Below are 25,588 nucleotides of genomic sequence, written 5' to 3'. Positions count from 1 at the left end.
AATGAACTATCAATCGAACTGGAACTATCCGACCGCTATGCGCTTTGGCGCGGGCCGCATCGCAGAACTGCCGCAAGTGCTTGCAGACGCGGGCATCAAAAAACCTTTGCTCGTCACCGATTCCGGCCTTGCAGACCTGCCAGTAACCCGAAAGACGCTGGATTTGCTGAAAGCCGCAGGCATCGAAACAGGCCTGTTTTCAGACGTCAAACCCAATCCAGTTTCCGCTAATGTGGAGGCTGGCATCAAAGTGTTACGAGAAGGCGGCTACGATGGCGTCATCGCCTTTGGCGGCGGTTCAGGGTTGGACACTGCCAAAGTCATCGCCTTCATGGCCGGGCAGACCCGCCCCATGTGGGATTTCGAGGATATAGGCGACTGGTGGACGCGCGCCGATCCCGACGGCATCTTACCGATCATCGCAGTGCCCACAACGGCCGGGACCGGATCAGAGGTCGGGCGGGCAGGGGTCATCACCGATGAGACGACCCACACCAAGAAAGTGATCTTCCATCCGCTAATGATGCCCAAAGTCGTTATCGCCGACCCGGAACTGACGGTCGGAATGCCGCGCTTCATCACAATCGGCACCGGTTTTGACGCACTTGCCCACTGCCTTGAAGCCTATTGTGCGCCCGGCTATCACCCGATGGCGGATGGCATAGCCCTTGAGGGCATACGCCTTTCAATCGAAAACCTGCCCAAGGTGGCAGAAACACCTGATAATCTGGAAGCGCGTGGCCATATGATGAGCGCTGCGGCAATGGGCGCAACCGCTTTCCAGAAGGGACTCGGTGGCATTCATGCACTCTCGCACCCGGTGGGAGCGCTTTACGACAAGCATCACGGCATGACCAACGCGGTCTTCATGCCTTATGTGCTGGCCGCCAACAGAGGAGTCATCGAAGAACGGATTATCAGGCTGTCGGCTTATCTGGGGCTACAGCCCGGCTTTGACACCTTCATGGACCTTATCCTGAAATTGCGTAAAAGCCTCGAAGTACCGCATAGCTTGGCGGAATTTGGTGTGGATGCAAACCAGCGCGACCTGATCGGCGACATGGCGATTGTTGATCCCACGGCGGGCGGCAATCCTCAAAAGTTCACAAAGGAACTCGCGCTGTCCATCTTCGACAATGCCTTGGCAGGCAAAATCTAAAGCGGCAGCACGTCAACGAGCGTTCCGGCCCCCATGGCCGGGGCGTTTTCTGGCTGAATGATAAGGCAATCTGACTGAGCGAGGGACGATAGGTGCCCGCTATCGGTCTCGCCGATTGGCACCGCGCATGTCTGTCCATCCGATCCGCGTTGCAGTCGAGCGCGAACATAATGCCGACGGCTTCCGTTTTCAGGCAGGTCGGCGCCCAGCGGTATAGTCAAAGGGGTAGTTTGCTCCTGCCCCAACATCGCTCTTATCGCGGGCAGGACGAAAACCTGCGCAGTCACCAGTGCCGAAACCGGATTTCCTGGCAGTCCGAAAACGAGCGTGTTGCCTTTACGACCGAACATCAGCGGCTTTCCAGGCCGCATCGCGAGCCGCCAAAACCCGATCTCGACGCCATTGGCAATCAGCATTTCCTGCACAAAATCATGCTCGCCGACACTGGCGCCACCGGTTGTGACAATAACATTGGGCTCGCGTGCTAGCATCGTCTGCAAAATAGAGCCGAGCACTGCGCGATCGTCAGGCGCGATGCCAAAATCAGTCACGTTACAAGCTCCGCCAAATACAGCGCTCAAACCGGTCGTATTTGAAGAAATGATCTGGCCTGGTGCGGGCGCAGATCCAACCGGCAGAAGCTCATCGCCTGTTGCAAGTAGGGCAACATGTGGGCGCCTGCACACGATGACCTGCGCATTGTTTCCGGCCGCGACAAGCGCCATCTGCGCCGGCCCAAGCGCTGTTCCGGTCTGCAACAGCACATCGCCAGCCTGGAAGTCATTGCCTTTCTTGCGGATGTTGCGCCCGGCGGCTGCACTTGTTTTGAACAAGATGCCTGCGGCAGAGGCTTCTGTGTCCTCCTGCATAATGACCGCATCAGCGCCATCAGGAACCGCAGCACCGGTAAAAATGCGAACACATGTGCCGGGAGCGACCGTGAGGCCGATTGGCAAAGCGCCCGCCGACACCTCTCCGATCTGCTTTAACACCGCTCCTTCAGTCACATCTGCTGCGCGGACGGCATATCCGTCCATCGCGCTTGCTGGGAAGGGGGGATTATCGAGCTTGGCGACAACAGGTGCGGCCAACGTTCTGCCCGAGGCGTGGTGCAGATCGATTGTCTCCGAGGGTAGCGCAGCGCTGGCCTCGACAATCGTTGCGATAGCCTCATCAACCGGCAGCAGCATCATGCACCCCGTGTGAAATCGCCGGATTTCCCGCCGCTTTTTTCCAGCAGAGCGACGTTGGTTATGGTCATCGATTTATCGAGCGCCTTCGCCATATCGTAAAGCGTGAGCGCAGCAACCGATGCCGCAGTCAAAGCTTCCATCTCAACCCCGGTGCGGCCAGTTGTTTCAACGCGCGCCTGCACCACGATGATGTCTCTCGACTTACCTTCAGCAATATCGATCGCGATCTTGGTAATCGGGATAGGGTGGCAAAGCGGGATGAGCTCCGATGTCTTTTTGGCCGCCATAATACCCGCGACGCGCGCAACCGCCACTGCATCGCCCTTCTTCAGCCCACCCTGCAAAATAGCAGCGACGATTTCAGATGTTGCGTTAAGCTCCGCCTGCGCGACAGCCACGCGCCGCGTTTCATCCTTGTCGCCGATATCGACGATATGGGCTTCGCCCCGCTCATTGAGATGGGTGAGGGGTTCAGCCATCAGTTCTGGCCTGTCAAAAGCAATCGGGTTGCGGCGCTCACATCGTCCTGCCTCATGAGACTTTCGCCCACAAGAAATGCTCCGACACCGCATTCGCGCTTAAGAAACTGCACGTCTTCATGGGTGAAAATACCGCTCTCACTGACCAGCAGACGATCCTCAGGAACCATCCTGGCCAGCTGTAACGTCGTATCCAGCGTTACCTCGAAAGTGCGCAAATTGCGGTTGTTGATGCCAATGAAACTGGCGCCCAGCTCTAGCGCGCGCACCATTTCCGGCTCATCATGCACCTCCACCAGCGCGTCCATGCCCCACTCGGCCGCAGCATCGAGCAAATACCGCGCCGCTTCGTCGTCGACGGAAGCAAGAATAATGAGAATGCAGTCGGCGCCCCACGCTCGCGCTTCTGCAACCTGATACGTTTCAAACAAAAAGTCTTTCCGCAGAGCCGGTAACGACGTTGCAGCGCGCGCTTGGCCGAGAAATTCGGGTGCGCCCTGAAAAGATGGCGTATCGGTGAGCACCGAAAGGCATGCGGCCCCGCCTTCCTCATAGGCCCTGGCAAGAGCGGGGGGATCGAAATCAGGTCGGATAAGTCCTTTGGACGGGCTGGCCTTCTTGATTTCTGCAATCAGACCGTAGGCGCCTGCACTTCGTTTCGCCTTGATGGCATCGACGAAGCCGCGGGGCGGCTCCTGATCGTGTGCGCGCGCGACGACTTCCGCCCACGGCTGCGCAGCTTTTGCCGCCGCAATCTCGTCGCGCTTGTAGGCTTCGATGCGCCTTAAAATATCGGTCATGCCATACCTTGCGAAACAGAAACCAGTTTTTCCAGCGTAGCCTTTGCCTTGCCGCTATCGATGCTCTGGGCACCTAGTGCAACGCCTTCTTTGAGTGTTTGCGCCTTATCCGCAACAATAAATGCCGCAGCGGCATTGAGCAGCACAATGTCACGATAGGCGCTAAGTTTGCCGTCCAGCAGCTTTTGAAGCTCGCGCGCATTGTGTTCGGGATCGCCACCAATGATGTCGTCAAGCGTTGAGCGCGAAAGGCCCGCTTCTTCCGGTGTCACTTCAAAGCTCGTCAGGTTGCCGTTCTTGATCTGTGAGACAAAAGACGGCCCCGTTGTCGACAATTCATCAAGACCGCTATCGCCATGAACGACCCATGCCGACTGGGCTTGATTGGCAAGCAGTGCTGCAGCCACCGGCTCAACCCATTCGCGATCGTAAACTCCGAGCACGTAACGCTTAACACCCGCAGGGTTGGATTGCGGCCCGAGCAGATTGAACATCGTGCGCACACCCATCTCCATCCGCGCCGGACCGACATGGCGCATGGCAGGATGGTGGTTGGGCGCAAACATGAAGCCAATGCCTGCTTGGGCAATGCAGGCTTCGATTGCGGATGCTTCCAAATCAAGGTTGATGCCAAGCGTCTGCAGCGTGTCGGCGGACCCGGCCTTTGACGAAAGGGCGCGGTTATTGTGCTTTGCCACAGGAACGCCAGCGCCAGCGACGACCAATGCAGCGCCGGTCGAAATATTGAGCGTTCCAGCGCCATCGCCGCCCGTGCCGACAATATCGATTGCATCAACCGGAGCGACGACCGGCACCATCTTCTCACGCAATATCGATACGGCTGCGGCAATCTCACCAACGGTTTCGCCTTTTACTCGCATCCCCATCAGAAATGCGCCGATCTGAGCGGGCGTAGCCTCACCTGACATGATGATGCTCATTACGGCGCGCATTTCCGTGCCGGTCAGATCCTTGCCCAGGGCAATGCGATTAAGGGCGGTTTTTATGTCCACTGGCGTCCCCCTCCGGCACCGTCAGGCTGCACGGTCTTTATTGAAATCTCGGGCGATATTGAGAAAATTCTGCAAGATTGCGTGGCCGTTTTCCGACGAAATACTTTCGGGATGAAATTGCACGCCGTGAACCGGTAGCGACCGGTGTTGCAGGCCCATTATCTGGCTGTCGCCGGATCGTGCGGTAACTGTGAGTTCGACCGGCAGTTTATCTTCGCGCACGACAAGCGAATGGTACCGCGTTGCCTCAAACTGCTTGTTGAGTCCTCGAAACACGCCCCGACCATCATGTGTAATAGTTGAAACCTTGCCGTGCATCGGCACCGGCGCGCGCACGACTTCGCCACCAAACGCCGCGCCAATCGACTGTAAGCCAAGGCAAACGCCGAAAATGGGAATCTCATTCGCGAAGCGCGATATCACCGGCATACATATGCCCGCTTCGTTGGGAGTGCAGGGGCCGGGAGACAGAACGATCGCTTCCGGTGCCTTTTGGGCGATATCGTCGAGGGTGATCTTGTCATTGCGCACAACTTCAGTGTCAGCCCCAAGCTCGCCGATATAGTGGACGAGATTGTAGGTAAAACTGTCGTAATTATCGATGACGAGTACGCGCATTATTGGCCAACCTTCGCTTCGCCTGCGTAGCGTAGCGCTTCTTCCGCCGCACTGAAAAGGGCCCGTGCTTTGTTCTCGCATTCCATCTGCTCAAGGTCCGGCTTGCTATCGGCGACAATACCTGCGCCTGCCTGAACGTAGAGCTTGTTGTCCTTTAGAATTGCCGTGCGCAACACAATACAGGTGTCCATACGGCCATCGGCGCCGAAATAGCCCACGCATCCGGCATAGACACCGCGCCGGGCCTTCTCAAGTTCGTCAATGATCTCCATTGCGCGTACTTTAGGGGCGCCAGACACCGTGCCTGCTGGGAAACCAGCCGAGAGCGCATCGATGTAGTCATATTTAGGATCGAGCTCACCCACGACATTGGAAACGATGTGCATGACGTGGGAATAGTATTCGAGGAAGAACTTGTCTGTAACCTTTACGGTCCCAATCTTTGCAACGCGTCCAACGTCGTTACGCCCCAGGTCGAGCAACATCAGATGTTCGGACAACTCCTTGGGATCGTTCAGAAGTTCGTCGGCCAGCTCCTTGTCACGTTCCGGCGTAGCGCCACGTTTGCGCGTTCCGGCAATCGGCCGGATCGTTACCTCACCATCATCGACTCGAACCAGAATTTCTGGGCTCGAGCCAGCGACGGCAAAATCGCCCAACTCAAGAAAATACATGTAGGGGGACGGATTGGTGCGGCGGAGCGCACGGTAAAGAGCAGTGGGCGGCAAGGAAAAGTCCGCCTGAAAGCGCTGGCTGAGAACGACCTGAAAGATATCGCCAGCGGCAATATAATCCTGCGCGATACGAACCATGTTGAAATATTCGTCACGGGTCGTATTGCTCTTGATTTCGATGGCATCGAGATCGGGCAAATCGATACTGCGGGGCAGGGCACGTCCCAAGCGCGCGATTGCGTCTTCGATCCGCTCATTGGCGGATTCTAACGCTTGCCGTGCCGTAACACCTTCGCGCGGATAAACCGGCGCGGAGAGGAAAAGTTCATCCTTGAGCGTGTCGAAGACAGCCAGGATGGAAGGGCGCATCATGATGGCGTCGGGCAGTCCGAGGTCATCTGGATTGTTATCCGGCAGCACTTCCATGAAGCGCACCATATCGTACCCGAGATAGCCGAAAACACCCGCCGAGTTGGCTGGCAGAATGTCAGGCATGTCGATTTGACTTTCGGCAATGAGATTCCGTAGCGCGTCGAGCGGCAGACCGGGTTCAGGCTCATAGCTATCCGGATCTAGCCCTGCCTTGCGGTTGATTTCGGCCTTGCCGTTTTTAACGCGCCACAGCAGATCAGGCTCAAGACCGATAATCGAATAACGGCCACGAACCGCTCCGCCTTCCACCGATTCGAGAAGAAAGCTGTATTTGCGCCCCTCGGCCAACTTCAGATAAGTGCCGATCGGCGTTTCAAGATCGGCAACGATCCTCCGGAACAACACCTGCCCAGCGCCGGACTCATAGATTTTAGCAAAGGCGTCAAACTCGTCACTCATAAATAACGCCTTTGTGTCCTATTCGAGCCCAATCAAGCGATTGAGCGTTGATTCATTGATGCGGATAGGCGTGTCTTCACGCAAACCTTCCACGAAGCTACCAAACATCTGATCGGGGAAATTCGCTGAAAGCGCCGCTGCGATATTGGATTGTGCGTCGGCATCAGCTTCCATGACCTCGGTTACTTGGAAAACTACCACTTCTCCCGAGGCTATGGGCGCATAACCTGCGGCTCCCACCGTGCCCATAAATGCGGCCCGCGCTACATCTGCACCGATCGTAGCATCACCCGAACCGTCACGACTGAATGCCTGGGATACCTGCGGGATCTGGCCAGCCTGAGAGGCGGTCATGAACATATCCGCGCCGGAATCGAGAGAAGCAACCATATCTTCAGCGGCCGCGATCATGCTCAGTTCGGACTGCAACTCCTGCCATGCCGCAATTGCCTCGTCACGAACCTCGTCAAGCGTTTGATCGCGCACCGGCTGCACGTTCTCGATCTCGAAAAAGACCGTACGATTAGAGCCCAGATTAATCGCGGGTGTTATGTTCGCGGTTTCCGATGCATCAAAAATCTGTTGTGTGACATTGGAGCGCGCATCGGCTGGAATAGCGTCAATTTCTGCAAGAGCATCGCCCGAACGCGTTAGATCAAGCTCATAAATCGCCAGCCCGAAGTGAGCAGCCACGTCATCAATTGGCTGAAAGGCTGCTCGCGCTTCATCGATTGCATCAAAGGCATCGAGCAAAAGTCCCTGTGCCCGGCTTGTAGCGAGGCTGCGCTCGATTGCATCGCGAACCTCGTCAAGCGGCTGAACGCCGCCTTCAATGATTTCGGACACCCAGATGGCGCGCGGCCCCTGTGCGCCGGAAATGATCGCAAACTCGCCTTCCTCCAGGCCGAACGCGGCATTAGCCAGAGAAGTATCGGTCATCTGCGATTGCTGAAGCGTCCCGAGTGCCTGCACCCGACCTTCCGCACCGGCCTCAGCAACAAGGTCTTCAAACGAAACGCCATCTGCCAATCCTTGGGTAAAGATTGTCTCGATTTCCTCATTTGCCAACACGAGTTGATGAACTGAACGGCGCTCGACAGTCTGATATTGACTGGAGGTGCGTTCGTACTCGGCCTCTATTTCCGTGTCAGAAACTTCAATGCCGGCGGCCAGCGTCTCGGCGGTAAGTGGCAAAACACGAACGCGACGGGTTTCCTCAGTGCGAAACCGATTCTGGTTTTCCTCGAAAAACTGAGCGAGTTCCTCCTCGCTTGGTTCGTCGATAACGGCAAACAAAACGGGGTTCAGCTCGATAAACTCTATCACGCGCCGCTCGTTCTCATATGCGCGGGCGATATCGAATGCCGTTTGAGGCAAGGCAAGACCGTCAAAGATTGCGCCAACCTGCTCACGCTTTGCTGCGCGGCGCTGAAGATTGAGATACTCGCTTTCCGTATAGCCGGCCTGCCGCAGAACGGCGACAAACTCACTGCGATCAAATGCTCCAAGCGCGCCGGCAAAAGAGGGGTCCCGTCGAACAAATGCGGCAAGCCGCTCGTCGGATGCACCAAGATCAAGCCGTTGCGCCAGCGTCTCGATAGCGGCATCGTTCGCCAACTGCCCAAGAACGGAACCCGGTACACCGAACGCAAGCGCTTGCTGCGCGGTTAGCGATTGACCTGTCTGAGCCGCAAACTGATTGAGCTGGCTACGATAAAGACGATCAAAATCGCGCGCGGTCACATTCTGATCCCCGACACGCGCAACTGTATTTGCGTTGAGATCCAGAAAAACACTTGGAATACCAAAACCTGCCACGGCGAGAATAAGAACACCGATCAACACTTTGGCTACCCAGGACCGGCCTGCATTACGAAGACTATCGAGCATCTTTTTCCGTTCTAAAACCCAGTGGCATTTGAGGCGCGCGCATAATAGACAGGGACCATTGAGCGTCGCAAGGCGTGTCAGAAGCCGGGGTAAGCCATTCGATTGGCCATAGCAAGATGTAGTTGAGGAGAATTCATGAGCAACGCGTTGCGTCCGCTGATCGCGGGAAACTGGAAGATGAACGGAACCGGGGCCGCATTGAGCGAAGTTACTAAATTGCGCAATCACCTTTCCGGCGCCGACCTTGCCGATGTGGATATTTTGATTGCCCCGCCCGCCACACTTGTCGAACGCTTCTTTCAAGCGGTTAAGGGTACGGCAATTGCCGTCGGTGGGCAGGACTGTCACGCCAGCGAGCAGGGAGCCCATACCGGAGACGTCAGCGCACAAATGCTCGCAGACGCCGGCGCAACCTATGTCATTGTTGGCCATAGCGAGCGTCGCTCGGATTACAGCGAAACCGACAGTCAAGTTAAGGCAAAAGCAATGGCGGCGCTGCGTGCCGGTCTGACGCCTATTGTATGCGTTGGTGAAACCGAGGCCGAACGTGAGACTGGGCGGGCGAATCAGGTTGTTTCCGAGCAACTTGCCGGATCGCTACCTGAAACCGAAAGCCCAGATCGGGTTGTTGTTGCATATGAGCCTGTTTGGGCCATCGGGACCGGGAAAACACCCACGCTGGCAGACATTGCCGCAATGCACACCCACATTCGATCTAAGCTGACAAAAAGATATGGAGCGGCCGGGCCAACGCCCCGCATTCTCTACGGCGGTTCGGTAAAACCCGCAAATGCCGGGGAAATTCTAGCGATTGAGAATGTCGATGGCGCCTTGGTCGGCGGCGCAAGCCTGCTTGCAGACGACTTTTTCGGTATTATTTCCGCTGCTTGAGCGGTATGTCGAAAAGTGGTGCTGACATCTGGCATTTGGATATTTTTCCGTGTAGAACGCGCCACAACACCGTCGTTGTGCGAAGCCAAAAAGCCAGTTTGGCTTGTATCAGCGGTCCGCAATAAAGATATAAGGCTCGGTCGCGCTTTGCGCGGCCCTTTTGGCTTTGAAGACCTGAAGGACATCCCTGACCTATGGCAACGGTACTGATTGTCGCCTATCTGCTGATTGTGCTCGCCATGATCGTCGTAATCCTGCTGCAGCGCTCCGAAGGGGGCGGGCTGGGGATGGGCGGTGGTGGCGGCGGCGGACTTATGTCCGCGCGCGGCTCTGCAAATCTGCTCACCAGAACGACAGCCATTCTTGGAACGCTGTTCATGCTCACGGCAATTGGCCTGACTATTGTAAGCCAGGTTGAACGTGGCTCGGGCACTATTCTTGATCGTGCGGTGCAGGGCGATGGCTCGCCGGCATCGGTTCTCGATGCGCTTGATGCAATGGGAACTGGTAATGATGACTTGAGCGTTCCTGCTCTGCCAGCGGCGCCAACCGATGATGTCGAGGCACCCGCTGCTCCCGCTGGAGGGGAAGATTTGCTGCTTCCCGGAGAGGCGATGACAGCGCCAGAGGCTCCTGCCCAAGAGGAGGAGGCACCGGCAAACTAGCCGGGTCTTGAATGACCAGAAGAATGGGGATGGAAACATCCCCTTCTTTTTTGTGTGCGTTTCCTGCATTCGTGCAAAAACGCGCTTCGATTTTGACTGATCTTATGTAAGGTGAAATCCCATGACTCGGTACGTTTTCATAACCGGTGGCGTGGTGTCCTCTCTTGGAAAGGGACTCGCATCCGCAGCGTTGGGCGCTGTGCTGCAGGCGCGTGGCTACAAAGTCCGCCTGCGCAAGCTCGACCCCTATCTCAATGTAGATCCCGGAACCATGTCGCCGTACCAGCATGGCGAAGTGTTTGTGACCGATGATGGTGCGGAAACCGATCTCGATCTAGGCCATTATGAACGCTTCACAGGTCGTTCCGCCAATCAGCAGGACAATATCACGACCGGCCGCATCTATTCCGATATTCTGACCAAGGAACGCCGGGGCGACTATCTCGGCGCGACCGTCCAGGTGATCCCGCACGTCACCGACGAAATCAAGAATTTCGTCGTGTCCGATAACGAGGAGTACGATTTCGTGCTTTGCGAAATCGGCGGCACGGTCGGCGATATCGAAGCTATGCCTTTCCTCGAAGCAATCCGCCAGCTTGGCAACGAGTTGCCCAGGGGCGACGCCGTTTTCGTTCACCTTACCCTGATGCCTTTCATCCCAAGCGCGGGTGAACTCAAGACCAAACCAACTCAGCACTCTGTAAAGGAGTTGCGTTCGATCGGTATTCAGCCGGATGTATTGCTGGTGCGCTGTGATCGACCGATCCCGGAAAGCGAAAAACGCAAACTGTCGTTGTTCTGCAATGTCCGCCCGACAGCGGTTATTCAGGCACTTGATGTCGCCTCGATCTATGACGTGCCAATTGCCTATCACGAGGAAGGACTTGATGCGGAAGTGCTTGCCGCCTTTGGTATCAAGGACGCGCCGGAGCCCAAGCTTGAAGGCTGGCGCGAGATTTCGCATCGCATCCACAACCCCGAAGGGCAGGTCAATATTGCCATTGTCGGCAAATATACCGGCCTTAAAGATGCCTATAAGTCACTTTCCGAAGCGCTCTTTCACGGTGGCATCGCCAATAGGGTGAAGGTCAATATCGAATGGATCGATTCTGAAGTGTTCGAGCGCGATGATCCCGCGCCATATCTGGAAGGTATCCACGGGATTCTGGTACCGGGCGGCTTTGGCGAGCGCGGTGCGGAAGGCAAGATCAACGCTGCCCGATTTGCTCGCATACGTGATGTACCATATTTTGGCATTTGCTTCGGAATGCAGATGGCGTGCATCGAGGCCGCACGCAACACAGCACGTATTGAAAAGGCCAGTTCCACCGAGTTTGGGCCAACCAAGGAGCCCGTCGTTGGCCTGATGACCGAATGGGTCAAGGAAAACGAAAAGCAAAAGCGCGGCGAGGATACCGATCTCGGCGGCACAATGCGTCTTGGTGCGTATCCAGCCCAGCTCGTGCGTGGCAGCCGCGTAGCCGACATTTATGGAACCAACCGGATTTCGGAACGCCATCGGCATCGCTATGAAGTCAACATGAAGTACCGGAAGGTGCTCGAAGCCAATGGCCTGCTGTTTTCAGGCCTTTCACCGGATGGTCAGTTGCCCGAAATTGTCGAGCGCACCGATCACCCCTGGTTTATCGGGGTACAATATCATCCCGAACTGAAGTCTCGCCCGTTTGAGCCGCACCCGCTGTTTGAGTCTTTCATTTCAGCGGCAGTCGAGCAAAGCCGGTTGGTTTAACAAGCATTATGGCCGAGATCGTCAATCTGCGAGCGGCTCGCAAACGCAAAGCCAAGGCGGAAAAAGAGAAGCAGGCGGACGAAAATCGTCTGCTTTTTGGGCGTACAAAGACCGAGAAGCAGAAAATCGAAGCAGAAAAAGCGCTGCAAATGCGGCGCCTTGACGGGCATCTTCGCAATGAAAGCGAAGAGACCTGATGGTTCGCGCCTGCTGCGCCTCAGTTTGCAGACACTTTGGCGGGCTGGAACCTCGTTGACCTCCTGACGTTGTTCCTGTGCAAACAAAAGACCAACAGGAGGTTCTCATGCCCACAGCGTCCGGTCATACAACGGCAATTCGCGCAACAAAGGCCGTTGGCACAAGCGTATACAATATGAACGGCGAAAAAATCGGATCTGTTGAGGACATCGTCCTCGACAAGACGGATAATTCGATCATGTTCGCGGTCGTCGGTTTCGGTGGCTTTCTTGGGATGGGAGAGAAATATCATCCTCTTCCCTGGTCCAGCTTGGATTATTCCAAGGATGCCGACGGTTATGTCGTGCCCTATTCCAAGGAAGAACTTGAAGCGGCCCCCGCGAAATCGATCAATGAACTGACCCGTGATGACGGGCTGATCGCTCGTCAGGAAGCCTACAAATACTATAACGTGGATCCTTACTGGAATTAGTCTGACCAGCAGGCTTCGGTTTGCGGGTAGGTGGATCGTCATCTGCCCGCAATATTTTTGCCCCAAACCCTTTCATCACTGCCAATCCTCAAATAGAAGTGCGGCTTGGTATTCCCATTTGAAAGATGAGGGGCTTTTCCTATGTCCGCTATTGTTGATGTCATCGGCCGTCAGATTTTTGATAGTCGCGGTAATCCCACCGTCGAAGTTGATGTTGTGCTCGATGACGGCAGCTTTGGCCGTGCGGCGGTGCCTTCAGGCGCATCGACCGGCGCACACGAAGCCGTGGAATTGCGCGATGGTGGCCAGGCCTATATGGGCAAAGGCGTTCTCAATGCGGTCGACAACATTAACACCCTGATTGCCAACGAAATCGAAGAAATGGATGCGCTCGACCAGATCACGATCGACCGTGCCATGATCGAACTTGACGGCACGCCCAACAAGAGCAAGCTCGGTGCCAACGCCATCCTCGGCGTGTCCCTGGCCGTGGCACGCGCGGCAGCCGAGTCCAGCGCATTGCCGCTGCATCGCTATATCGGCGGCCCGAACGCTCGCATTCTTCCGGTTCCAATGATGAACATCATCAACGGGGGCGAACACGCGGATAACCCAATCGATATTCAGGAATTCATGATCATGCCGGTCGGCGCGGATTCGATTGCCGATGCTGTGCGGATCGGGTCAGAAATCTTCCACACGCTCAAGAAAAACCTTGCGGCTGAAGGTCACAATACCAATGTCGGCGATGAGGGCGGTTTTGCTCCGAATCTCAGTTCAACCGAGGACGCCCTGGGCTTTATAATGCGGTCCATCGAGAAAGCCGGCTATACGCCTGGCGACGACGTTTTCCTCGCACTCGATTGCGCATCGACCGAATTTTACAAGGACGGCAAGTACGATCTCAAGGGCGAAGGCAGAGTGCTCGGCCCAGACGAAATGGTCAGTTACCTGGCGGATCTCGCAAATCGATTCCCGATCATTTCGATTGAAGATGGCATGGCCGAGGACGACTGGGACGGTTGGAAGGCATTGACCGAAACTATCGGCAACAAGGTTCAGCTTGTTGGTGACGACCTGTTTGTGACCAATACAGAGCGCCTCGTATCCGGCATCAAGATGGGTGTCGCCAATTCGATACTCGTTAAGGTCAACCAGATCGGCTCGCTCTCCGAAACCCTGGAAGCTGTCGAAACAGCCCACAAGGCTTCCTACACTTCGGTCATGTCACATCGCTCCGGCGAAACAGAAGATTCAACGATTGCCGATCTCGCCGTTGCACTCAATTGCGGACAGATCAAGACAGGCTCGCTTGCTCGTTCCGACCGGCTGGCCAAGTACAATCAGCTCATCCGTATTGAGGAGTTTTTGGGGACGGCAGCGACATATGCAGGCCGCTCTATTCTCAAAGCCTGAGATAACGACAGGCATAGGGGCAGTGTCTCTGCCCCTCATGCGTGAGGCGACATAATGAGACACGTCAGCATCGGTGGACAGGTGATCGTCGTTGTTGACGACAACGGGCTACAACTGAACGACGAGCAGGGCGCCCTCGATTTGCTGGGCGAAATTTATGGAAGCGAGGCGGAATGGGTAGCCATTCCAGTCTCGCGCCTGGCCCCGGATTTTTTCGAGCTTCGCAATCGCAAGGCAGGCGGCTTTTTTCAGAAACTGACCAATTACCGAATGAAGGCCCTGATCGTCGGTGACATTTCCGAGCACCTTGCGAACAGCAAAGCGCTTCAGGATTTTGTCCGCGAATGCAACCGGGGCGGCAGTTTTCGCTTTCTCAATTGCTTGTCAGAATTGGCAGGCTCGGCAACCAGTCCTTAAGCTTGATGCGCTATTAACAGTATAAAGTACCTTGTGAGTGTCGAGTCATCATGCCCACCCGCATCAAGCGTCCCTCAATATTGCTTAAGCTATCGGTCACCGCGGGGTTGCTGGCTTTTCAAGGCTATCTTGGCTACCATGTTTTGACAGGTGCGTTCGGCATTCAAAGCCAGAAGGCTATGGTTGAAGAAATCGCGGTACTCAACGCTCGAAAAGCTGCTCTTCAAATAGAAGCTGATGCCTATCGGCATAGAATTGCGCTGTTTAATCCACGCAAACTCGATCCAGATATCCTCACCGAACGAGCACGAGCATTGCTGGGGCTGGTCCATCCCGACGATATTGTCATCGTCATCGACACGGACGCATAACTTGATATAGGTTAACATCAAGAGTTAACTGAAATTCAGGTAATTTTATTTTTCTGTTTAATATCATATAATTGCGTGTCGAAAAGGGATGCGTTTGCCACTTTTGCGATAGCAATCCAGCCTATAATGTGCATCACTGCTGTTCAGTATCCGCGCACCTTCTGGTGTCGGATTTGATCCATTTCGACTGGAGACGTCCGCATGGCGCGTAAAGCGACGGCCACAAAGGCCAAAGCCAAGACCAATGCCCCTCAATTTTCCAAGGAAGACGAGCTTTACGCATTCCGTGAAATGCTTCTGATCCGGCGCTTTGAAGAAAAGGCCGGTCAGATGTATGGCATGGGCCTCATTGGCGGTTTTTGCCACCTGTATATTGGGCAGGAAGCTGTTGTTACAGGCATTACCATGGCCTCACGCAAGGGCGAAGATGCCCAGATAACTGGGTATCGCGACCACGGGCACATGCTCGTCATGGGACTTGATCCTAAGGGGGTCATGGCGGAATTGACCGGCCGCCAGGGCGGCTTGTCCAAAGGCAAGGGCGGCTCGATGCACATGTTCTCCAACGAGCATCGATTCTATGGCGGTAATGGCATCGTTGGCGCGCAGGCTTCACTCGGTACTGGCCTTGCCTTTGCATCCAAATATCGCGGTGAGGACAGCGTATCGCTTACCTATTTCGGCGATGGCGCAGCCAATCAGGGGCAGGTTTATGAGAGCTTCAATATGGCCAAGCTCTGGAACCTGCCGGTTGTCTATATAATCGAAAACAACAAATACGCCATGGGGACATCGCTTGAGCGCGCGGCATCGACCACGGATCTGTCCCAGCGCGGCGTGTCGTTCGGCATTCCCGGCGAACAGGTCGACGGCATGGATGTGCGGCTGGTCAAGGAAGCGGCGGAGCGCGCGATTGAACACGCGCGGTCTGGCAAGGGGCCGTACATCCTTGAAATGCTAACCTATCGCTATCGCGGGCACTCTATGTCCGATCCGGCGAAATATCGTTCCAAGGACGAAGTGACTTCTATGCGCTCCGAGCGCGATCCTATCGAACAGGTGCGTCAGCGCATCCTTGCTGAAGGTCATGCTACCGAGGACGATCTCAAGGAAATCGAGAAGGAAATTCGCGCCATCGTCACCGAGGCGGCAGACTTTGCGACCAACGATCCTGAGCCGGATACATCCGAGCTCTATACCGACATTACGCTCTAAGGGCAGGGAGAACATTCGCAATGCCAACCGATATTCTTATGCCCGCCCTGTCTCCGACGATGGAAGAGGGTACACTGGCCAAATGGCTCGTCAAGGAAGGCGACAAGGTTGCCCCAGGCGACGCAATTGCCGAGATTGAAACCGATAAGGCCACGATGGAAGTCGAGGCTGTGGACGAAGGAACGATCGGTAAGATTTTCGTTGCCGAAGGCACTGAAGGGGTAAAGGTCAACACCCCGATTGCTGCCTTGCTCGGCGAGGGCGAAAGCGCCGATGACGTTTCTTCTTCGCAGACCGGTACTGATGAGCCCAAGGAATCGGAAAAGCCGGGTCCCGATAGCGCGGCGGCCGAGCAATCCCAGCCAACCACCAAGGCAACAGATGCTCCGGCAGCGCCGCAGTTCAAGCCACAGGACGACCCCGATATTCCCGGTGACGTGGAGATGGTAACGATCACGGTTCGCGAGGCTTTGCGCGACGCAATGGCCGAAGAAATGCGGGCGGACAAGGACGTCTTTGTCATGGGCGAAGAGGTGGCCGAGTACCAGGGCGCATATAAGGTGACCCAGGGCCTGCTTCAGGAGTTTGGTGCGGAACGTGTTATCGACACACCGATTACCGAGCACGGCTTCGCCGGATTGGCGGTAGGTGCCGCTTTTGCCGGCCTTAAGCCAATTGTCGAGTTCATGACTTGGAACTTCGGCATGCAGGCCATCGATCAGATCATCAACTCTGCTGCAAAACAGCTTTACATGTCTGGCGGACAGGTCAGTGCGCCGATGGTGTTCCGCGGCCCCAATGGTGCTGCGGCGCGCGTTGGCGCCCAGCACAGCCAGGATTATTCCGCGTGGTACTCCCATGTACCGGGTCTGATCGTTATTGCGCCTTATACTGCCGCCGATGCCAAGGGGTTGCTCAAGGCAGCAATACGCTCGCCCAATCCGGTTGTGTTTCTTGAAAACGAAATTCTCTACGGTTCAACCGGCGAAGTGCCGAAGATGGATGATTTCGTTCTGCCTATCGGCAAGGCTCGTGTAGCCCGAAAGGGCAAGGACGTTACCATCGTGTCCTATTCGATGGGCATGCGCTACGCGACCCAGGCGACTGAAAAGCTGGTCAATGCCGGGGTCGATGTCGAACTGATCGACTTGCGCACGCTGCGTCCGCTCGACATTGAGACGGTAATCGAATCGGTCAAAAAGACCGGTCGCTGCGTCACCGTCGAAGAAGGCTGGCCGCAGGGCGGTATCGGCTCAGAAATTGCGGCGCGCTTGATGGAGCAGGCATTCGACTATCTCGACGCGCCGGTGACGCGTGTGACGGGCAAGGACGTTCCGATGCCATATGCCGCCAACCTCGAGAAACTGGCGTTGCCAAGCGTCGATGAAGTCATCGCGGCGGTAAACGCCGTGACCTACCGGAGCTGAGGGAGCAACGAGATGCCCATCAACATCACAATGCCTGCCCTGTCGCCGACCATGGAAGAGGGCACGCTAGCCAAGTGGCACGTCAAGGAAGGCGACAGCGTTTCCGCAGGCGATGTCATTGCCGAAATCGAAACCGACAAGGCGACTATGGAAGTTGAAGCCGTCGACGAAGGCACAATTGGCAAGATTCTTGTCTCGGAAGGCTCCGAAAACGTCAAGGTCAACGCCGTGATTGCCGTGTTGCTGGAGGAAGGCGAAAGCGCAGGCGACATCGGCGACGTCGCTCTGGCCCCTGCCGCAAAAGCAGAAAAAGCAAAGCCGGAAGTTTCCAAGGACGAGGAAAAGGCCGCTCCTGCACCTGTGCAAGCCAAAGTAGAATCAGCGCCATCGCCTGCACCAAAGGACTCTGGCGGCCGCGTTTTCTCTTCGCCGCTGGCCCGCCGTCTCGCGAAAGAGGCCGGTATCGAGCTTTCGGATCTTTCCGGCACAGGACCCAAGGGGCGCATTGTCAAAGCCGACGTTGAGAAAGCCAAAAAAGATGGCGTGCCGTCCAAGGCTTCGCCGGCTCCCGTCGCCGGTGCTTCTATGGCTACCGGGCTTTCCAAGAACCAGGTCGTCGCGATGTACGAGGAAGGCACATACGATCTCGTGCCTGCCGACGGCATGCGCAAAACCGTGGCTGCGCGGCTTACAGAATCCAAGCAGACGGTGCCACACTTCTATCTCACACTGGACTGTCGTATCGACGCCCTGCTCAAGGCCCGTGCCGACATCAATGCAGCAGCTCCGAAAGACAAGGAAGGTAAGCCCGCCTATAAGCTTTCGGTCAATGATTTTATCATGAAGGCCTGGGCCCTCGCGCTGCAACAGGTTCCGCAAGCCAACGCAACCTGGGCTGGTGATGCTATCCTTTACCACCATCGTTCCGATGTTGCGGTTGCTGTCGCTGTTCCGGGCGGGCTGTTCACACCGGTCGTAAGGTCTTGTGATACCAAGACTCTTCGTCAAATTTCCGATGAAGTGAAAGATCTGGCCACCCGCGCCCGCAACAAGAAACTGGCTCCCCATGAGTATCAGGGCGGTGCGTCCTCGGTTTCCAATCTCGGCATGTACGGCATCAAGCATTTTGGAGCCGTGATCAATCCGCCGCATGGAACGATTCTTGCGGTCGGCGCCGGCGAAGAGCGGGTCTATGTCGAAAAGGGCGAGATCAAGTCCGGCAATTTCATGACGGTCACTCTGTCCTGCGATCACCGCTCGGTCGATGGCGCACTTGGTGCAGAACTCCTTGGAGCCTTCAAGACTTTGATTGAAACGCCTGTAATGATGCTGGCCTGAACCGGAGGCGCGGCGCATGAAGACGATCCTTGCCTATGGCGATAGTCTGACGTTCGGTTCCGATCCGGTCGTCGAAGGTCGGCGCCATGCCTACCAGGATCTCTGGCCAACCCGGCTTGAAGTCGGGTTGGGCGGCATGGCCCGCGTCATCGCGGAGGGCCTGGGTGGTCGCACTACCGTGTTCGACGACCACAGCGCTATGGCAGATCGAAACGGTGCGCGCATTCTGCCAACGCTGCTCGCGTCACATAAGCCGCTCGACGCCGTTATCATCATGCTTGGGACAAACGACCTCAAATCCTATATCTGCGGGTCCGCGCTCGGCGCTGCGATGGGCATGAAACGCCTGGCGGAAATCGTGATGACTTTCCCTTATGGCGAAGGCATGCCGGTTCCCAAGGTCGTGCTGGTCTCTCCACCTTACGCAACGAATACGACTCACGCCGACCTTTCACCCATGTTTGAAGGCGGCGTTTCGGAATCGCGCGAATTTGCATCGCATTATGCGCGAGTCGCAAACGACATCGGCGCCAGCTTTTTTGACGCGGCGACGGTGGCAAAGGCCCATCCTGCAGACGGTGTGCATCTCGACGCGCAGAATACGCGCGCGATTGGCGACGCGCTTGCGCCGCTTGTTTCCGAACTTCTAGGGCTATAGGCCCGGCAATTTTAAAGAGGTAAACCAATGGCGGATCAATACGATGTTCTGGTGATCGGCGCCGGCCCTGGTGGCTATATCGCGGCCATTCGTGCATCGCAGTTGGGCCTCAAGGCTGCGATTGTCGAGCGCGAGCATATGGCCGGCATCTGCTCGAACTGGGGATGTATCCCCACAAAAGCGCTGCTGCGTTCGGCCGAAATCTACGGCCATATGGGTCATGCCAAGGATTACGGACTTAAGGCCGACAAGTTCGGCTTCGATATTGCCGAGATCGTCAAGCGCTCGCGCGGCATTGCTGGCCGGATGAACGATGGCGTGCAGTTCCTGATGAAAAAGAACAAGGTCGATATCATCTGGGGCGAAGCCACGATTACGAAACCCGGCGAGGTCAAGGTCGAGGCGATGAAAAAGAACCCAGTCGAGCCGCAGCACCCCAAGCCGAAAACAACGTTGGGTGAGGGGACCTACAAGGCCAAGAACATTATCATCGCAACGGGCGCACGGCCCCGTGTTCTGCCTGGGATTGAGCCCGATAGCGACAGGATCTGGACCTATTTCGAAGCGCTCAAGCCCGAAACGATGCCTAAATCAGTCGCAGTGATGGGATCGGGCGCAATCGGCATCGAGTTTGCGTCTTTCTATCGCTCGATGGGTGCCGAAGTGACGGTAATCGAGTTGCTGCCTCAGATTATGCCGGTTGAAGATGCGGAAATCTCCGGTCTTGCACGCAAACGCTTTGAAAAGCGAGGCATCCAGATTCTGACCGACGCCAAGGTTTCCAAGGTCGATAAGTCCAAAGACGGTATCACCGCTCATGTTGAACTCAAGAATGGCGACAAGAAAGAAATCAAGGCCGATGTACTGATTTCCGCGGTCGGAGTTCAGGCCAATTCGGAAAATCTCGGGCTGGAAAATGCAGGCGTTAAGATCGATCGGGGTATCATCGTCGTGGATGGCCACGGTCGCACTAATGTCGAGGGCATCTGGGCCATCGGCGATGTTGCCGGCCCCCCGATGCTGGCGCATAAGGCCGAGCATGAAGCCGTCATTGCCGTCGAAACCATTGCCGGCAAGAAGGTACACGGCTTGGACAAGAGCAAGATTCCCGGCTGCACCTATTGCGAGCCACAGGTGGCCAGTGTCGGCTTGACCGAAGCCAAAGCCAAGGAAGCGGGACGCGAAATCCGTGTGGGGCGTTTTCCCTTTGTCGGCAACGGCAAGGCTATCGCCTTGGGCGAGCCCGACGGATTGGTAAAAACCATTTTCGACAAGAAAACCGGCGAATTGCTGGGCGCGCACATGATCGGAGCGGAAGTAACGGAACTTATTCAAGGTTTCGTCGTTGCGATGAACCTCGAGACGACAGAAGAAGATTTGATGCACACCATCTTCCCGCATCCAACGCTGTCTGAAACCATGAAGGAAAGCGTTCTGGACGCTTACGGACAGGCGCTCAACATTTAAGGGGCACCTTATGGTCAGAGCAATACAGGTCGGACTTGGCAATTGGGGCTTTTCCTGGGCCAAGGATGTTATTCCGACGGTAAGTGCAATCGAACCGGTTGCTTATGTCGATGCCAGCCCCGACACGCTCAAACGGGCGCAGGACGAGTTGGGTATTGCGCCCGCAATGTGCTTTGCCAATCTTGCCGAGGCGGCAGCGTCGACAAAGGCCGATCTCGTGATCGCCACACTTCGTACCGAGGCCCATTTTCCCGTTGTCGGGCAGGCCTTGGACCTCGGCTTGCATGTGCTTGTCGAGAAACCGTTTACATCGACGATGCGGGAGGCACATGCGCTGGTCGCCAAGGCCAAGGCGAAAGACCGCATACTGATGGTGAGCCAGAACTACCGCCATCATCCCGCGCCCATCGAAGTCGCCAGAATGGTGGCCAGTAAAACGCTGGGCGACGTCAATCTCGTATCCATCGATTTCCGCAAGCATGCACCTTCGGTCGGCTATCGCTTTTGGGATATTCCCGATCCATTGCTTGCGGATATGTCGATCCACCATTTCGATCTGATGCGGATGGTTCTGGGCGACAATCCAAAGCGTGTTTCCTGTCGCACCTGGAACGTTAAGGACAGCCAGTTTGTCCATCATCCCATAGGCGTTGCGACCATCGAATTTGAAAAAGGCACGATTGTCAGCTATCGCGGCTCATGGATGAGCGGTGCCAATGACACGTCTTGGTCAGGTGAATGGTCCATGGATTGCTCAAAAGGTGAAATTTCCTGGTCATCGCGCGACCATAAGCCAAACGGAAGCTACCCTGATATTGTCCGGGTTAGCCCCCTTGGCAAGAAGCCCGCGAACCCGAAACTTGGAAAGCTTGAGCATCTTGATCGAGCGGGCGCACTCAATGCAATCGCCAGTGCAATAGTTTCCGGTGGCGAACCGAAGTTCTTCAGCTCCGGCGCCGATAACATCATGAGCATGGCGCTTGTCCGGGCAACTGTGACCTCAGCGGCCAGTGGCGGCGACTGGATTGAAATAGAGGATATTCTCGACACACCATCAACTTGATTTAGGAGATGAAAATCCCGACATCAATGAAATTAGATTTGCAGTTCACGACTAGGAGGCTACGTATTTTCTTTACAAAGAATTGACCCAAAGATCACCGCTCGCTTTATGTTTGGGTCAATACATCTAAAATCGGCACTATTATCGTAACTATCGTTGCACGCATCATTGCCTGATGACGAGGGACGTCAATGAATACGATTGCATCGCACCCCATGATGGTGTGGCTATTGGTTGGTTTCGCCACTGGCCTGTTTGCCACGTTTGCTTTTACACAAGGAAGTGTATGGCGTTATCTTGCAGCGGGGGTTGCTGGAGCTGTGATCGTTAGCTATCTCACCCTATGGGCGGGAATTCAGGTGCCGATTTCCGACTGGCTTGTGCGCCATATAGCGATTTCTACGCTTGGCGCGTTATCTGTCATTGTTGTGGCGCGGGTCTTTGACTAGAAAGTGCCCGGCTACACCGGAAAGGCTACATGGTTACTCTGCTCGATACGGCCGCGCGCTCGACTGCCCGGCACCCGGAAAAGGCCAATCGTCCCGATACGGAAATGCTACGCAAGCCCGACTGGATTCGGGTAAAGGCTCCCGGTTCGCCGGTCTATCGCGAAACGCAAGAGATCGTGCGCCAACATGGGCTGGTCACTGTTTGCGAAGAGGCAGGATGTCCCAATATCGGAGAATGCTGGTCCAAAAAACACGCGACCATGATGATCATGGGCGAGATATGCACACGCGCTTGCGCGTTTTGCAATGTTCGCACCGGCCTGCCCACACCGCTTGATCCCAATGAACCTGAAAATGTCGCCAAAGCCGTCCATAAATTAGGCCTCGAGCACGTCGTTATCACTTCGGTGGATCGTGACGATCTGCCCGATGGCGGCGCCCAGCACTTTGCTGATGTGATTTTGGCAATTCGCGCGCTCAATCCCAAGACAACCATCGAAATCCTCACGCCGGACTTCCTTCGCAAGGACGGAGCACTTGAAATCGTAGTGGCAGCCAAGCCCGATGTGTTCAATCATAATCTGGAAACGGTGCCATCCAAATATCTGACCGTGCGGCCAGGCGCCCGCTATTTCCATTCCATCCGGCTGCTGCAGCGCGTGAAGGAGTTGGATCCGCAGATGTTCACCAAGTCCGGAATCATGGTGGGGCTGGGAGAAGAGCGGAATGAAGTGCTGCAACTCATGGATGATCTGCGCATTGCTGATGTGGATTTCCTAACAATCGGGCAATATCTCCAGCCAACGCGCAAACACCACAAGGTCGATCGTTTCGTAACGCCTGAAGAGTTCAAATCCTATGCGACCATTGCCAAGACCAAGGGCTTCCTATTGGTCTCGTCCAGTCCGCTGACGCGCTCGTCGCACCATGCGGGCGAAGACTTTGCGCAATTGCGAGCAGCACGTCAGGCGAAACTCGGCCAGGCCTGATGCAGCGAACCTTTGAGCGGATTGTTCCGCATTCAGCGGACCAGATGCTTGCGCTTGTAGCGGATGTGGAGTCCTATCCCGACTTCATTCCCTATTGCCAGAAGATGGAAGTGACCCGTAGCACAAGCGCGCCAGAGACCCGGTTCTCGGCGCGCATGCACATTCGTTTCGGCCCGGTCTTTCAGGCTTATACCAGCGCGATCACGATCAATCCGGAAGCCAAAACGCTCAGTGCACGCGCCACCGACGGCCCATTCAGTTATCTCTCGAGTATCTGGCATTTTCTGCCAGCGCAGCAGGGGAGCCATATCCGGTTTGAGATCGACTTCAAGATCGCCAACCCGCTGATCCGTTCGGTGGCTGAACCGGCATTTGCCGCCAAGCAGGAAGAGATTATCGACGCCTTTGTCGCCGAGGCGCAAAAACGCTTCGGCTAATCGTTACCCGCGTCAATTATCATTTTCAGGGCAAATCGCACCGTTTCCTGACGAATTTCATCGCGGCCCAAGGCTCCAAAGCGATGTTCGCGATGCATGGTCGTCTCGCCGGTAGTGAGCGCGAAATGAACGAGGCCAACGGGCTTGTCGGCACTTCCTCCGCCCGGTCCGGCAACGCCGGTCACGGCAATTGCAAGGTCAGTACGCGATGTGCTGCGCGCGCCCTCGGCCATGGCAATTGCGACTTGCTCCGATACTGCGCCGTATTGATCGATCAGGTCGTCTGGCACCCCGATCATTTCGATCTTGGCGCGATTGTCATAAGTTACATATCCACCGAACAGAATGGATGACGAACCGGGAACCGATGTCACCGCACTCGCAATTAGACCGCCCGTGCAGCTTTCCGCTGTGACCATGATTTTCCTGGCGATGAAAAGCCGTTCATTGACCTTTCGGGCCAGCGCCAGAGTTTCATTATCAAGCATCATGGAGTGCCTCACCGGGCAGTTCGATCGTCGCCGCCGCCTGCGCCGCAATACCTTCTTCTCGTCCGGTAAAGCCCAATCGCTCCGAAGTGGTTGCCTTTACTGCAACCCGACCGATATCGATCGCCGCGATTTCGGCAATGCGCTTGCGCATGGCCTGGACATGCGGTCCGATCTTTGGCCGCTCACAGATTATCGTGACATCAAGGTGCAGAATCCGACCGCCTCGCTCGGCGACACGCTGGGTAGCATGTTTAAGAAATATGGTCGAATCCGCCCCTTTCCATTGGTCGTCGCTAGGGGGGAAATGGGCGCCGATATCGCCGTCGGCGAGAGCGCCATAAAGAGCGTCGGCAAGAGCATGCAAAACCACGTCGGCATCCGAATGGCCTTTAAGCTGCGCTGAGTGCGCGATTTCGATATTGCCGAGAATTACATGATCGCCCGGCTCAAAGGCGTGGACATCAAAACCTGTGCCGACCCGAACCTCCATGCGCCTATTCCCCAATATCATCCGCTCTGCTCGCGCAAAGTCTTCCGGTAACGTGATCTTGATATTCCGGGTGCTGCCTTGCGACAGCGCGACCCGAAGATTGGCCCATTCGGCAATTGCCGCGTCATCGGTGAAACCGTCGCTAAGCTCCACGGCCCGGCGATGGGCCGCAAGGATAGGCTCATAGCGAAAGCCCTGCGGCGTCTGAGCTGCAAACAATTGGGTGCGGTCTTCGGTGCCACCGACCGTTTTCCCATCAAGGGAACGCTTGATCGTATCGGTGACAAGCGTGACGGGAATAGCACCGTCAGCGTCTGCAAGTGCGGCGGCTACCCCTTCGATCAATGCCGCATCTACAAAAGGGCGGGCTGCATCGTGGATCAGAACGAGGTCAGGCTTTTCCGATTGCAAGGCCTCAAGACCGGCAAGACACGACAATTGCCGTGTCTCGCCGCCAATTACGGGCCCGCGCAGCTTTGCGTGCGACAAGCCGAGGTCGTTGTAAAAGGACTGATGATCGCTACCAATCACGGGAACAACCACGGAAACCGCGTCAATCTCCAGCAACGCCGCAAGTGTTCGCGAGAGTAGAGGAATTCCGGCGACAAGGCGGTACTGTTTGGGCAAGCTCGTGTCCGACGCCGAGTTTGCACGGGCTCCTACGCCACCGGCCACAACGATAACTGCTATGCGACTCCCGGTTGACATGTTAGATGACCTGAACCTT

Annotated in this window: 27 protein-coding genes; 18 read left to right on the top strand and 9 right to left on the bottom strand. The window is 56.0% G+C overall.

Annotated features, from left to right (window positions below; genetic code table 11):
• The first annotated feature begins 1 nt into the window (after position 1).
• Positions 2 to 1,159: an iron-containing alcohol dehydrogenase gene (locus EO133_RS02395; RefSeq protein ID WP_127071074.1), complete on the top strand. Its 1,158-nt coding sequence runs from the start codon at positions 2 to 4 to the stop codon at positions 1,157 to 1,159.
• On the opposite strand, the gene EO133_RS02390 is transcribed toward EO133_RS02395, so the two are convergent.
• The 7 genes from EO133_RS02390 to EO133_RS02360 are packed head-to-tail and all read right to left on the bottom strand — an operon-like array spanning position 1,156 to position 8,657.
• Positions 1,156 to 2,352, bottom strand: a complete 1,197-nt coding sequence (locus EO133_RS02390; protein WP_127071073.1) for a molybdopterin molybdotransferase MoeA — start codon at positions 2,350 to 2,352, stop codon at positions 1,156 to 1,158. The genes EO133_RS02395 and EO133_RS02390 overlap by 4 nt on opposite strands.
• Positions 2,349 to 2,831 carry a cyclic pyranopterin monophosphate synthase MoaC gene (gene moaC, locus EO133_RS02385; RefSeq protein ID WP_127071072.1) on the bottom strand — a complete coding sequence of 161 codons (483 nt, stop codon included), beginning with the start codon at positions 2,829 to 2,831 and terminating at the stop codon, positions 2,349 to 2,351. The genes EO133_RS02390 and moaC overlap by 4 nt, the downstream gene beginning before the upstream one ends.
• Complete coding sequence (gene trpC / locus EO133_RS02380; protein ID WP_127071071.1) at positions 2,831 to 3,631, bottom strand: indole-3-glycerol phosphate synthase TrpC; 801 nt, start codon at positions 3,629 to 3,631, stop codon at positions 2,831 to 2,833. The genes moaC and trpC overlap by 1 nt, the downstream gene beginning before the upstream one ends.
• Positions 3,628 to 4,644, bottom strand: a complete 1,017-nt coding sequence (trpD, locus tag EO133_RS02375; protein ID WP_127071070.1) for an anthranilate phosphoribosyltransferase — start codon at positions 4,642 to 4,644, stop codon at positions 3,628 to 3,630. The genes trpC and trpD overlap by 4 nt, the downstream gene beginning before the upstream one ends.
• 21 nt (positions 4,645 to 4,665) lie before the next feature.
• Positions 4,666 to 5,265: an anthranilate synthase component II gene (locus EO133_RS02370; protein ID WP_188681896.1), complete on the bottom strand. Its 600-nt coding sequence runs from the start codon at positions 5,263 to 5,265 to the stop codon at positions 4,666 to 4,668.
• Positions 5,262 to 6,767: an anthranilate synthase component I gene (trpE, locus tag EO133_RS02365; protein ID WP_127071068.1), complete on the bottom strand. Its 1,506-nt coding sequence runs from the start codon at positions 6,765 to 6,767 to the stop codon at positions 5,262 to 5,264. Before trpE ends, EO133_RS02370 begins: the two co-directional genes overlap by 4 nt.
• A gap of 18 nt (positions 6,768 to 6,785) precedes the next feature.
• On the bottom strand, positions 6,786 to 8,657 hold the full coding sequence (locus EO133_RS02360; protein WP_127071067.1) for a SurA N-terminal domain-containing protein: 1,872 nt from the start codon (positions 8,655 to 8,657) through the stop codon (positions 6,786 to 6,788).
• 135 nt (positions 8,658 to 8,792) lie between these two features.
• On the opposite strand from EO133_RS02360, the gene tpiA reads away from it, so the two are divergent.
• From tpiA to EO133_RS02275, 17 genes are all read left to right on the top strand, one after another.
• On the top strand, positions 8,793 to 9,548 hold the full coding sequence (gene tpiA / locus EO133_RS02355) for a triose-phosphate isomerase (RefSeq protein WP_127071066.1): 756 nt from the start codon (positions 8,793 to 8,795) through the stop codon (positions 9,546 to 9,548).
• A gap of 194 nt (positions 9,549 to 9,742) precedes the next feature.
• On the top strand, positions 9,743 to 10,213 hold the full coding sequence (gene secG / locus EO133_RS02350; protein ID WP_127071065.1) for a preprotein translocase subunit SecG: 471 nt from the start codon (positions 9,743 to 9,745) through the stop codon (positions 10,211 to 10,213).
• A gap of 121 nt (positions 10,214 to 10,334) precedes the next feature.
• Positions 10,335 to 11,963 (top strand): CTP synthase, encoded by a 1,629-nt coding sequence (gene pyrG, locus EO133_RS02345; protein ID WP_127071064.1) that lies wholly within the window; start codon positions 10,335 to 10,337, stop codon positions 11,961 to 11,963.
• 8 nt (positions 11,964 to 11,971) lie between these two features.
• On the top strand, positions 11,972 to 12,160 hold the full coding sequence (locus tag EO133_RS02340) for a DUF4169 family protein (RefSeq protein ID WP_127071063.1): 189 nt from the start codon (positions 11,972 to 11,974) through the stop codon (positions 12,158 to 12,160).
• 107 nt (positions 12,161 to 12,267) lie between these two features.
• A complete protein-coding gene (locus EO133_RS02335; RefSeq protein ID WP_127071062.1) occupies positions 12,268 to 12,633 on the top strand; it encodes a PRC-barrel domain-containing protein in 366 nt (121 codons plus the stop codon).
• Positions 12,634 to 12,774: 141 nt separating this feature from the next.
• Positions 12,775 to 14,049 carry a phosphopyruvate hydratase gene (eno, locus tag EO133_RS02330; RefSeq protein WP_127071061.1) on the top strand — a complete coding sequence of 425 codons (1,275 nt, stop codon included), beginning with the start codon at positions 12,775 to 12,777 and terminating at the stop codon, positions 14,047 to 14,049.
• A 54-nt stretch (positions 14,050 to 14,103) separates the two neighbouring features.
• Entirely contained in the window at positions 14,104 to 14,466 is a 363-nt protein-coding gene (locus tag EO133_RS02325) for a DUF4180 domain-containing protein (RefSeq protein WP_127071060.1), read from the top strand.
• A gap of 50 nt (positions 14,467 to 14,516) precedes the next feature.
• Positions 14,517 to 14,837, top strand: coding sequence for an FtsB family cell division protein (locus EO133_RS02320; RefSeq protein WP_127071059.1), 321 nt, complete (start codon positions 14,517 to 14,519; stop codon positions 14,835 to 14,837).
• 201 nt (positions 14,838 to 15,038) lie between these two features.
• A complete protein-coding gene (gene pdhA, locus EO133_RS02315; RefSeq protein WP_127071058.1) occupies positions 15,039 to 16,052 on the top strand; it encodes a pyruvate dehydrogenase (acetyl-transferring) E1 component subunit alpha in 1,014 nt (337 codons plus the stop codon).
• A gap of 20 nt (positions 16,053 to 16,072) precedes the next feature.
• Entirely contained in the window at positions 16,073 to 17,479 is a 1,407-nt protein-coding gene (locus EO133_RS02310) for a pyruvate dehydrogenase complex E1 component subunit beta (RefSeq protein WP_127071057.1), read from the top strand.
• A 12-nt stretch (positions 17,480 to 17,491) separates the two neighbouring features.
• The gene (locus tag EO133_RS02305; protein ID WP_127071056.1) at positions 17,492 to 18,817 is read left to right on the top strand and encodes a pyruvate dehydrogenase complex dihydrolipoamide acetyltransferase; all 1,326 of its coding nucleotides are present in this window, start codon (positions 17,492 to 17,494) and stop codon (positions 18,815 to 18,817) included.
• Between the two features lie 16 nt (positions 18,818 to 18,833).
• Positions 18,834 to 19,475 carry an SGNH/GDSL hydrolase family protein gene (locus tag EO133_RS02300; protein WP_127071055.1) on the top strand — a complete coding sequence of 214 codons (642 nt, stop codon included), beginning with the start codon at positions 18,834 to 18,836 and terminating at the stop codon, positions 19,473 to 19,475.
• Between the two features lie 27 nt (positions 19,476 to 19,502).
• A complete protein-coding gene (gene lpdA / locus EO133_RS02295) occupies positions 19,503 to 20,942 on the top strand; it encodes a dihydrolipoyl dehydrogenase (RefSeq protein ID WP_127071054.1) in 1,440 nt (479 codons plus the stop codon).
• Positions 20,943 to 20,952: 10 nt separating this feature from the next.
• Positions 20,953 to 22,005 carry a Gfo/Idh/MocA family protein gene (locus EO133_RS02290; protein WP_127071053.1) on the top strand — a complete coding sequence of 351 codons (1,053 nt, stop codon included), beginning with the start codon at positions 20,953 to 20,955 and terminating at the stop codon, positions 22,003 to 22,005.
• Between the two features lie 191 nt (positions 22,006 to 22,196).
• On the top strand, positions 22,197 to 22,454 hold the full coding sequence (locus tag EO133_RS02285) for a hypothetical protein (protein WP_127071052.1): 258 nt from the start codon (positions 22,197 to 22,199) through the stop codon (positions 22,452 to 22,454).
• Positions 22,455 to 22,483: 29 nt separating this feature from the next.
• Positions 22,484 to 23,443, top strand: a complete 960-nt coding sequence (gene lipA / locus EO133_RS02280) for a lipoyl synthase (protein WP_127071051.1) — start codon at positions 22,484 to 22,486, stop codon at positions 23,441 to 23,443.
• On the top strand, positions 23,443 to 23,880 hold the full coding sequence (locus EO133_RS02275; protein ID WP_127071050.1) for a type II toxin-antitoxin system RatA family toxin: 438 nt from the start codon (positions 23,443 to 23,445) through the stop codon (positions 23,878 to 23,880). The genes lipA and EO133_RS02275 overlap by 1 nt, the downstream gene beginning before the upstream one ends.
• Here the strand turns inward: EO133_RS02275 and EO133_RS02270 are convergent.
• The gene (locus EO133_RS02270) at positions 23,877 to 24,368 is read right to left on the bottom strand and encodes a CinA family protein (RefSeq protein WP_371870920.1); all 492 of its coding nucleotides are present in this window, start codon (positions 24,366 to 24,368) and stop codon (positions 23,877 to 23,879) included. The two genes, EO133_RS02275 and EO133_RS02270, sit on opposite strands and share 4 nt — an antisense overlap.
• Positions 24,361 to 25,569, bottom strand: coding sequence for a bifunctional 2-C-methyl-D-erythritol 4-phosphate cytidylyltransferase/2-C-methyl-D-erythritol 2,4-cyclodiphosphate synthase (locus EO133_RS02265; protein WP_127071048.1), 1,209 nt, complete (start codon positions 25,567 to 25,569; stop codon positions 24,361 to 24,363). Before EO133_RS02265 ends, EO133_RS02270 begins: the two co-directional genes overlap by 8 nt.
• Positions 25,570 to 25,588 lie beyond the last annotated feature (19 nt).

This window comes from Pelagibacterium lentulum, from assembly GCF_003992625.1.
Taxonomy (GTDB): Bacteria; Pseudomonadota; Alphaproteobacteria; order Rhizobiales; family Devosiaceae; genus Pelagibacterium; species Pelagibacterium lentulum.
This window is presented reverse-complemented; position numbering and strand designations above follow the sequence as displayed.

Bases quoted from the DNA above. Each gene is read 5' to 3' on its own strand.
- EO133_RS02395 (WP_127071074.1), top strand. From the start codon at position 2: ATGAACTATCAATCGAACTGGAACTATCCGACCGCTATGCGCTTTGGC.
- EO133_RS02390 (WP_127071073.1), bottom strand. From the start codon at position 2,352: ATGATGCTGCTGCCGGTTGATGAGGCTATCGCAACGATTGTCGAGGCC.
- moaC (WP_127071072.1), bottom strand. From the start codon at position 2,831: ATGGCTGAACCCCTCACCCATCTCAATGAGCGGGGCGAAGCCCATATC.
- trpC (WP_127071071.1), bottom strand. From the start codon at position 3,631: ATGACCGATATTTTAAGGCGCATCGAAGCCTACAAGCGCGACGAGATT.
- trpE (WP_127071068.1), bottom strand. From the start codon at position 6,767: ATGAGTGACGAGTTTGACGCCTTTGCTAAAATCTATGAGTCCGGCGCT.
- EO133_RS02360 (WP_127071067.1), bottom strand. From the start codon at position 8,657: ATGCTCGATAGTCTTCGTAATGCAGGCCGGTCCTGGGTAGCCAAAGTG.
- tpiA (WP_127071066.1), top strand. From the start codon at position 8,793: ATGAGCAACGCGTTGCGTCCGCTGATCGCGGGAAACTGGAAGATGAAC.
- secG (WP_127071065.1), top strand. From the start codon at position 9,743: ATGGCAACGGTACTGATTGTCGCCTATCTGCTGATTGTGCTCGCCATG.
- pyrG (WP_127071064.1), top strand. From the start codon at position 10,335: ATGACTCGGTACGTTTTCATAACCGGTGGCGTGGTGTCCTCTCTTGGA.
- EO133_RS02340 (WP_127071063.1), top strand. From the start codon at position 11,972: ATGGCCGAGATCGTCAATCTGCGAGCGGCTCGCAAACGCAAAGCCAAG.
- EO133_RS02335 (WP_127071062.1), top strand. From the start codon at position 12,268: ATGCCCACAGCGTCCGGTCATACAACGGCAATTCGCGCAACAAAGGCC.
- eno (WP_127071061.1), top strand. From the start codon at position 12,775: ATGTCCGCTATTGTTGATGTCATCGGCCGTCAGATTTTTGATAGTCGC.
- EO133_RS02325 (WP_127071060.1), top strand. From the start codon at position 14,104: ATGAGACACGTCAGCATCGGTGGACAGGTGATCGTCGTTGTTGACGAC.
- EO133_RS02320 (WP_127071059.1), top strand. From the start codon at position 14,517: ATGCCCACCCGCATCAAGCGTCCCTCAATATTGCTTAAGCTATCGGTC.
- pdhA (WP_127071058.1), top strand. From the start codon at position 15,039: ATGGCGCGTAAAGCGACGGCCACAAAGGCCAAAGCCAAGACCAATGCC.
- EO133_RS02310 (WP_127071057.1), top strand. From the start codon at position 16,073: ATGCCAACCGATATTCTTATGCCCGCCCTGTCTCCGACGATGGAAGAG.
- EO133_RS02305 (WP_127071056.1), top strand. From the start codon at position 17,492: ATGCCCATCAACATCACAATGCCTGCCCTGTCGCCGACCATGGAAGAG.
- EO133_RS02300 (WP_127071055.1), top strand. From the start codon at position 18,834: ATGAAGACGATCCTTGCCTATGGCGATAGTCTGACGTTCGGTTCCGAT.
- lpdA (WP_127071054.1), top strand. From the start codon at position 19,503: ATGGCGGATCAATACGATGTTCTGGTGATCGGCGCCGGCCCTGGTGGC.
- EO133_RS02290 (WP_127071053.1), top strand. From the start codon at position 20,953: ATGGTCAGAGCAATACAGGTCGGACTTGGCAATTGGGGCTTTTCCTGG.
- EO133_RS02285 (WP_127071052.1), top strand. From the start codon at position 22,197: ATGAATACGATTGCATCGCACCCCATGATGGTGTGGCTATTGGTTGGT.
- lipA (WP_127071051.1), top strand. From the start codon at position 22,484: ATGGTTACTCTGCTCGATACGGCCGCGCGCTCGACTGCCCGGCACCCG.
- EO133_RS02275 (WP_127071050.1), top strand. From the start codon at position 23,443: ATGCAGCGAACCTTTGAGCGGATTGTTCCGCATTCAGCGGACCAGATG.
- EO133_RS02270 (WP_371870920.1), bottom strand. From the start codon at position 24,368: ATGCTTGATAATGAAACTCTGGCGCTGGCCCGAAAGGTCAATGAACGG.
- EO133_RS02265 (WP_127071048.1), bottom strand. From the start codon at position 25,569: ATGTCAACCGGGAGTCGCATAGCAGTTATCGTTGTGGCCGGTGGCGTA.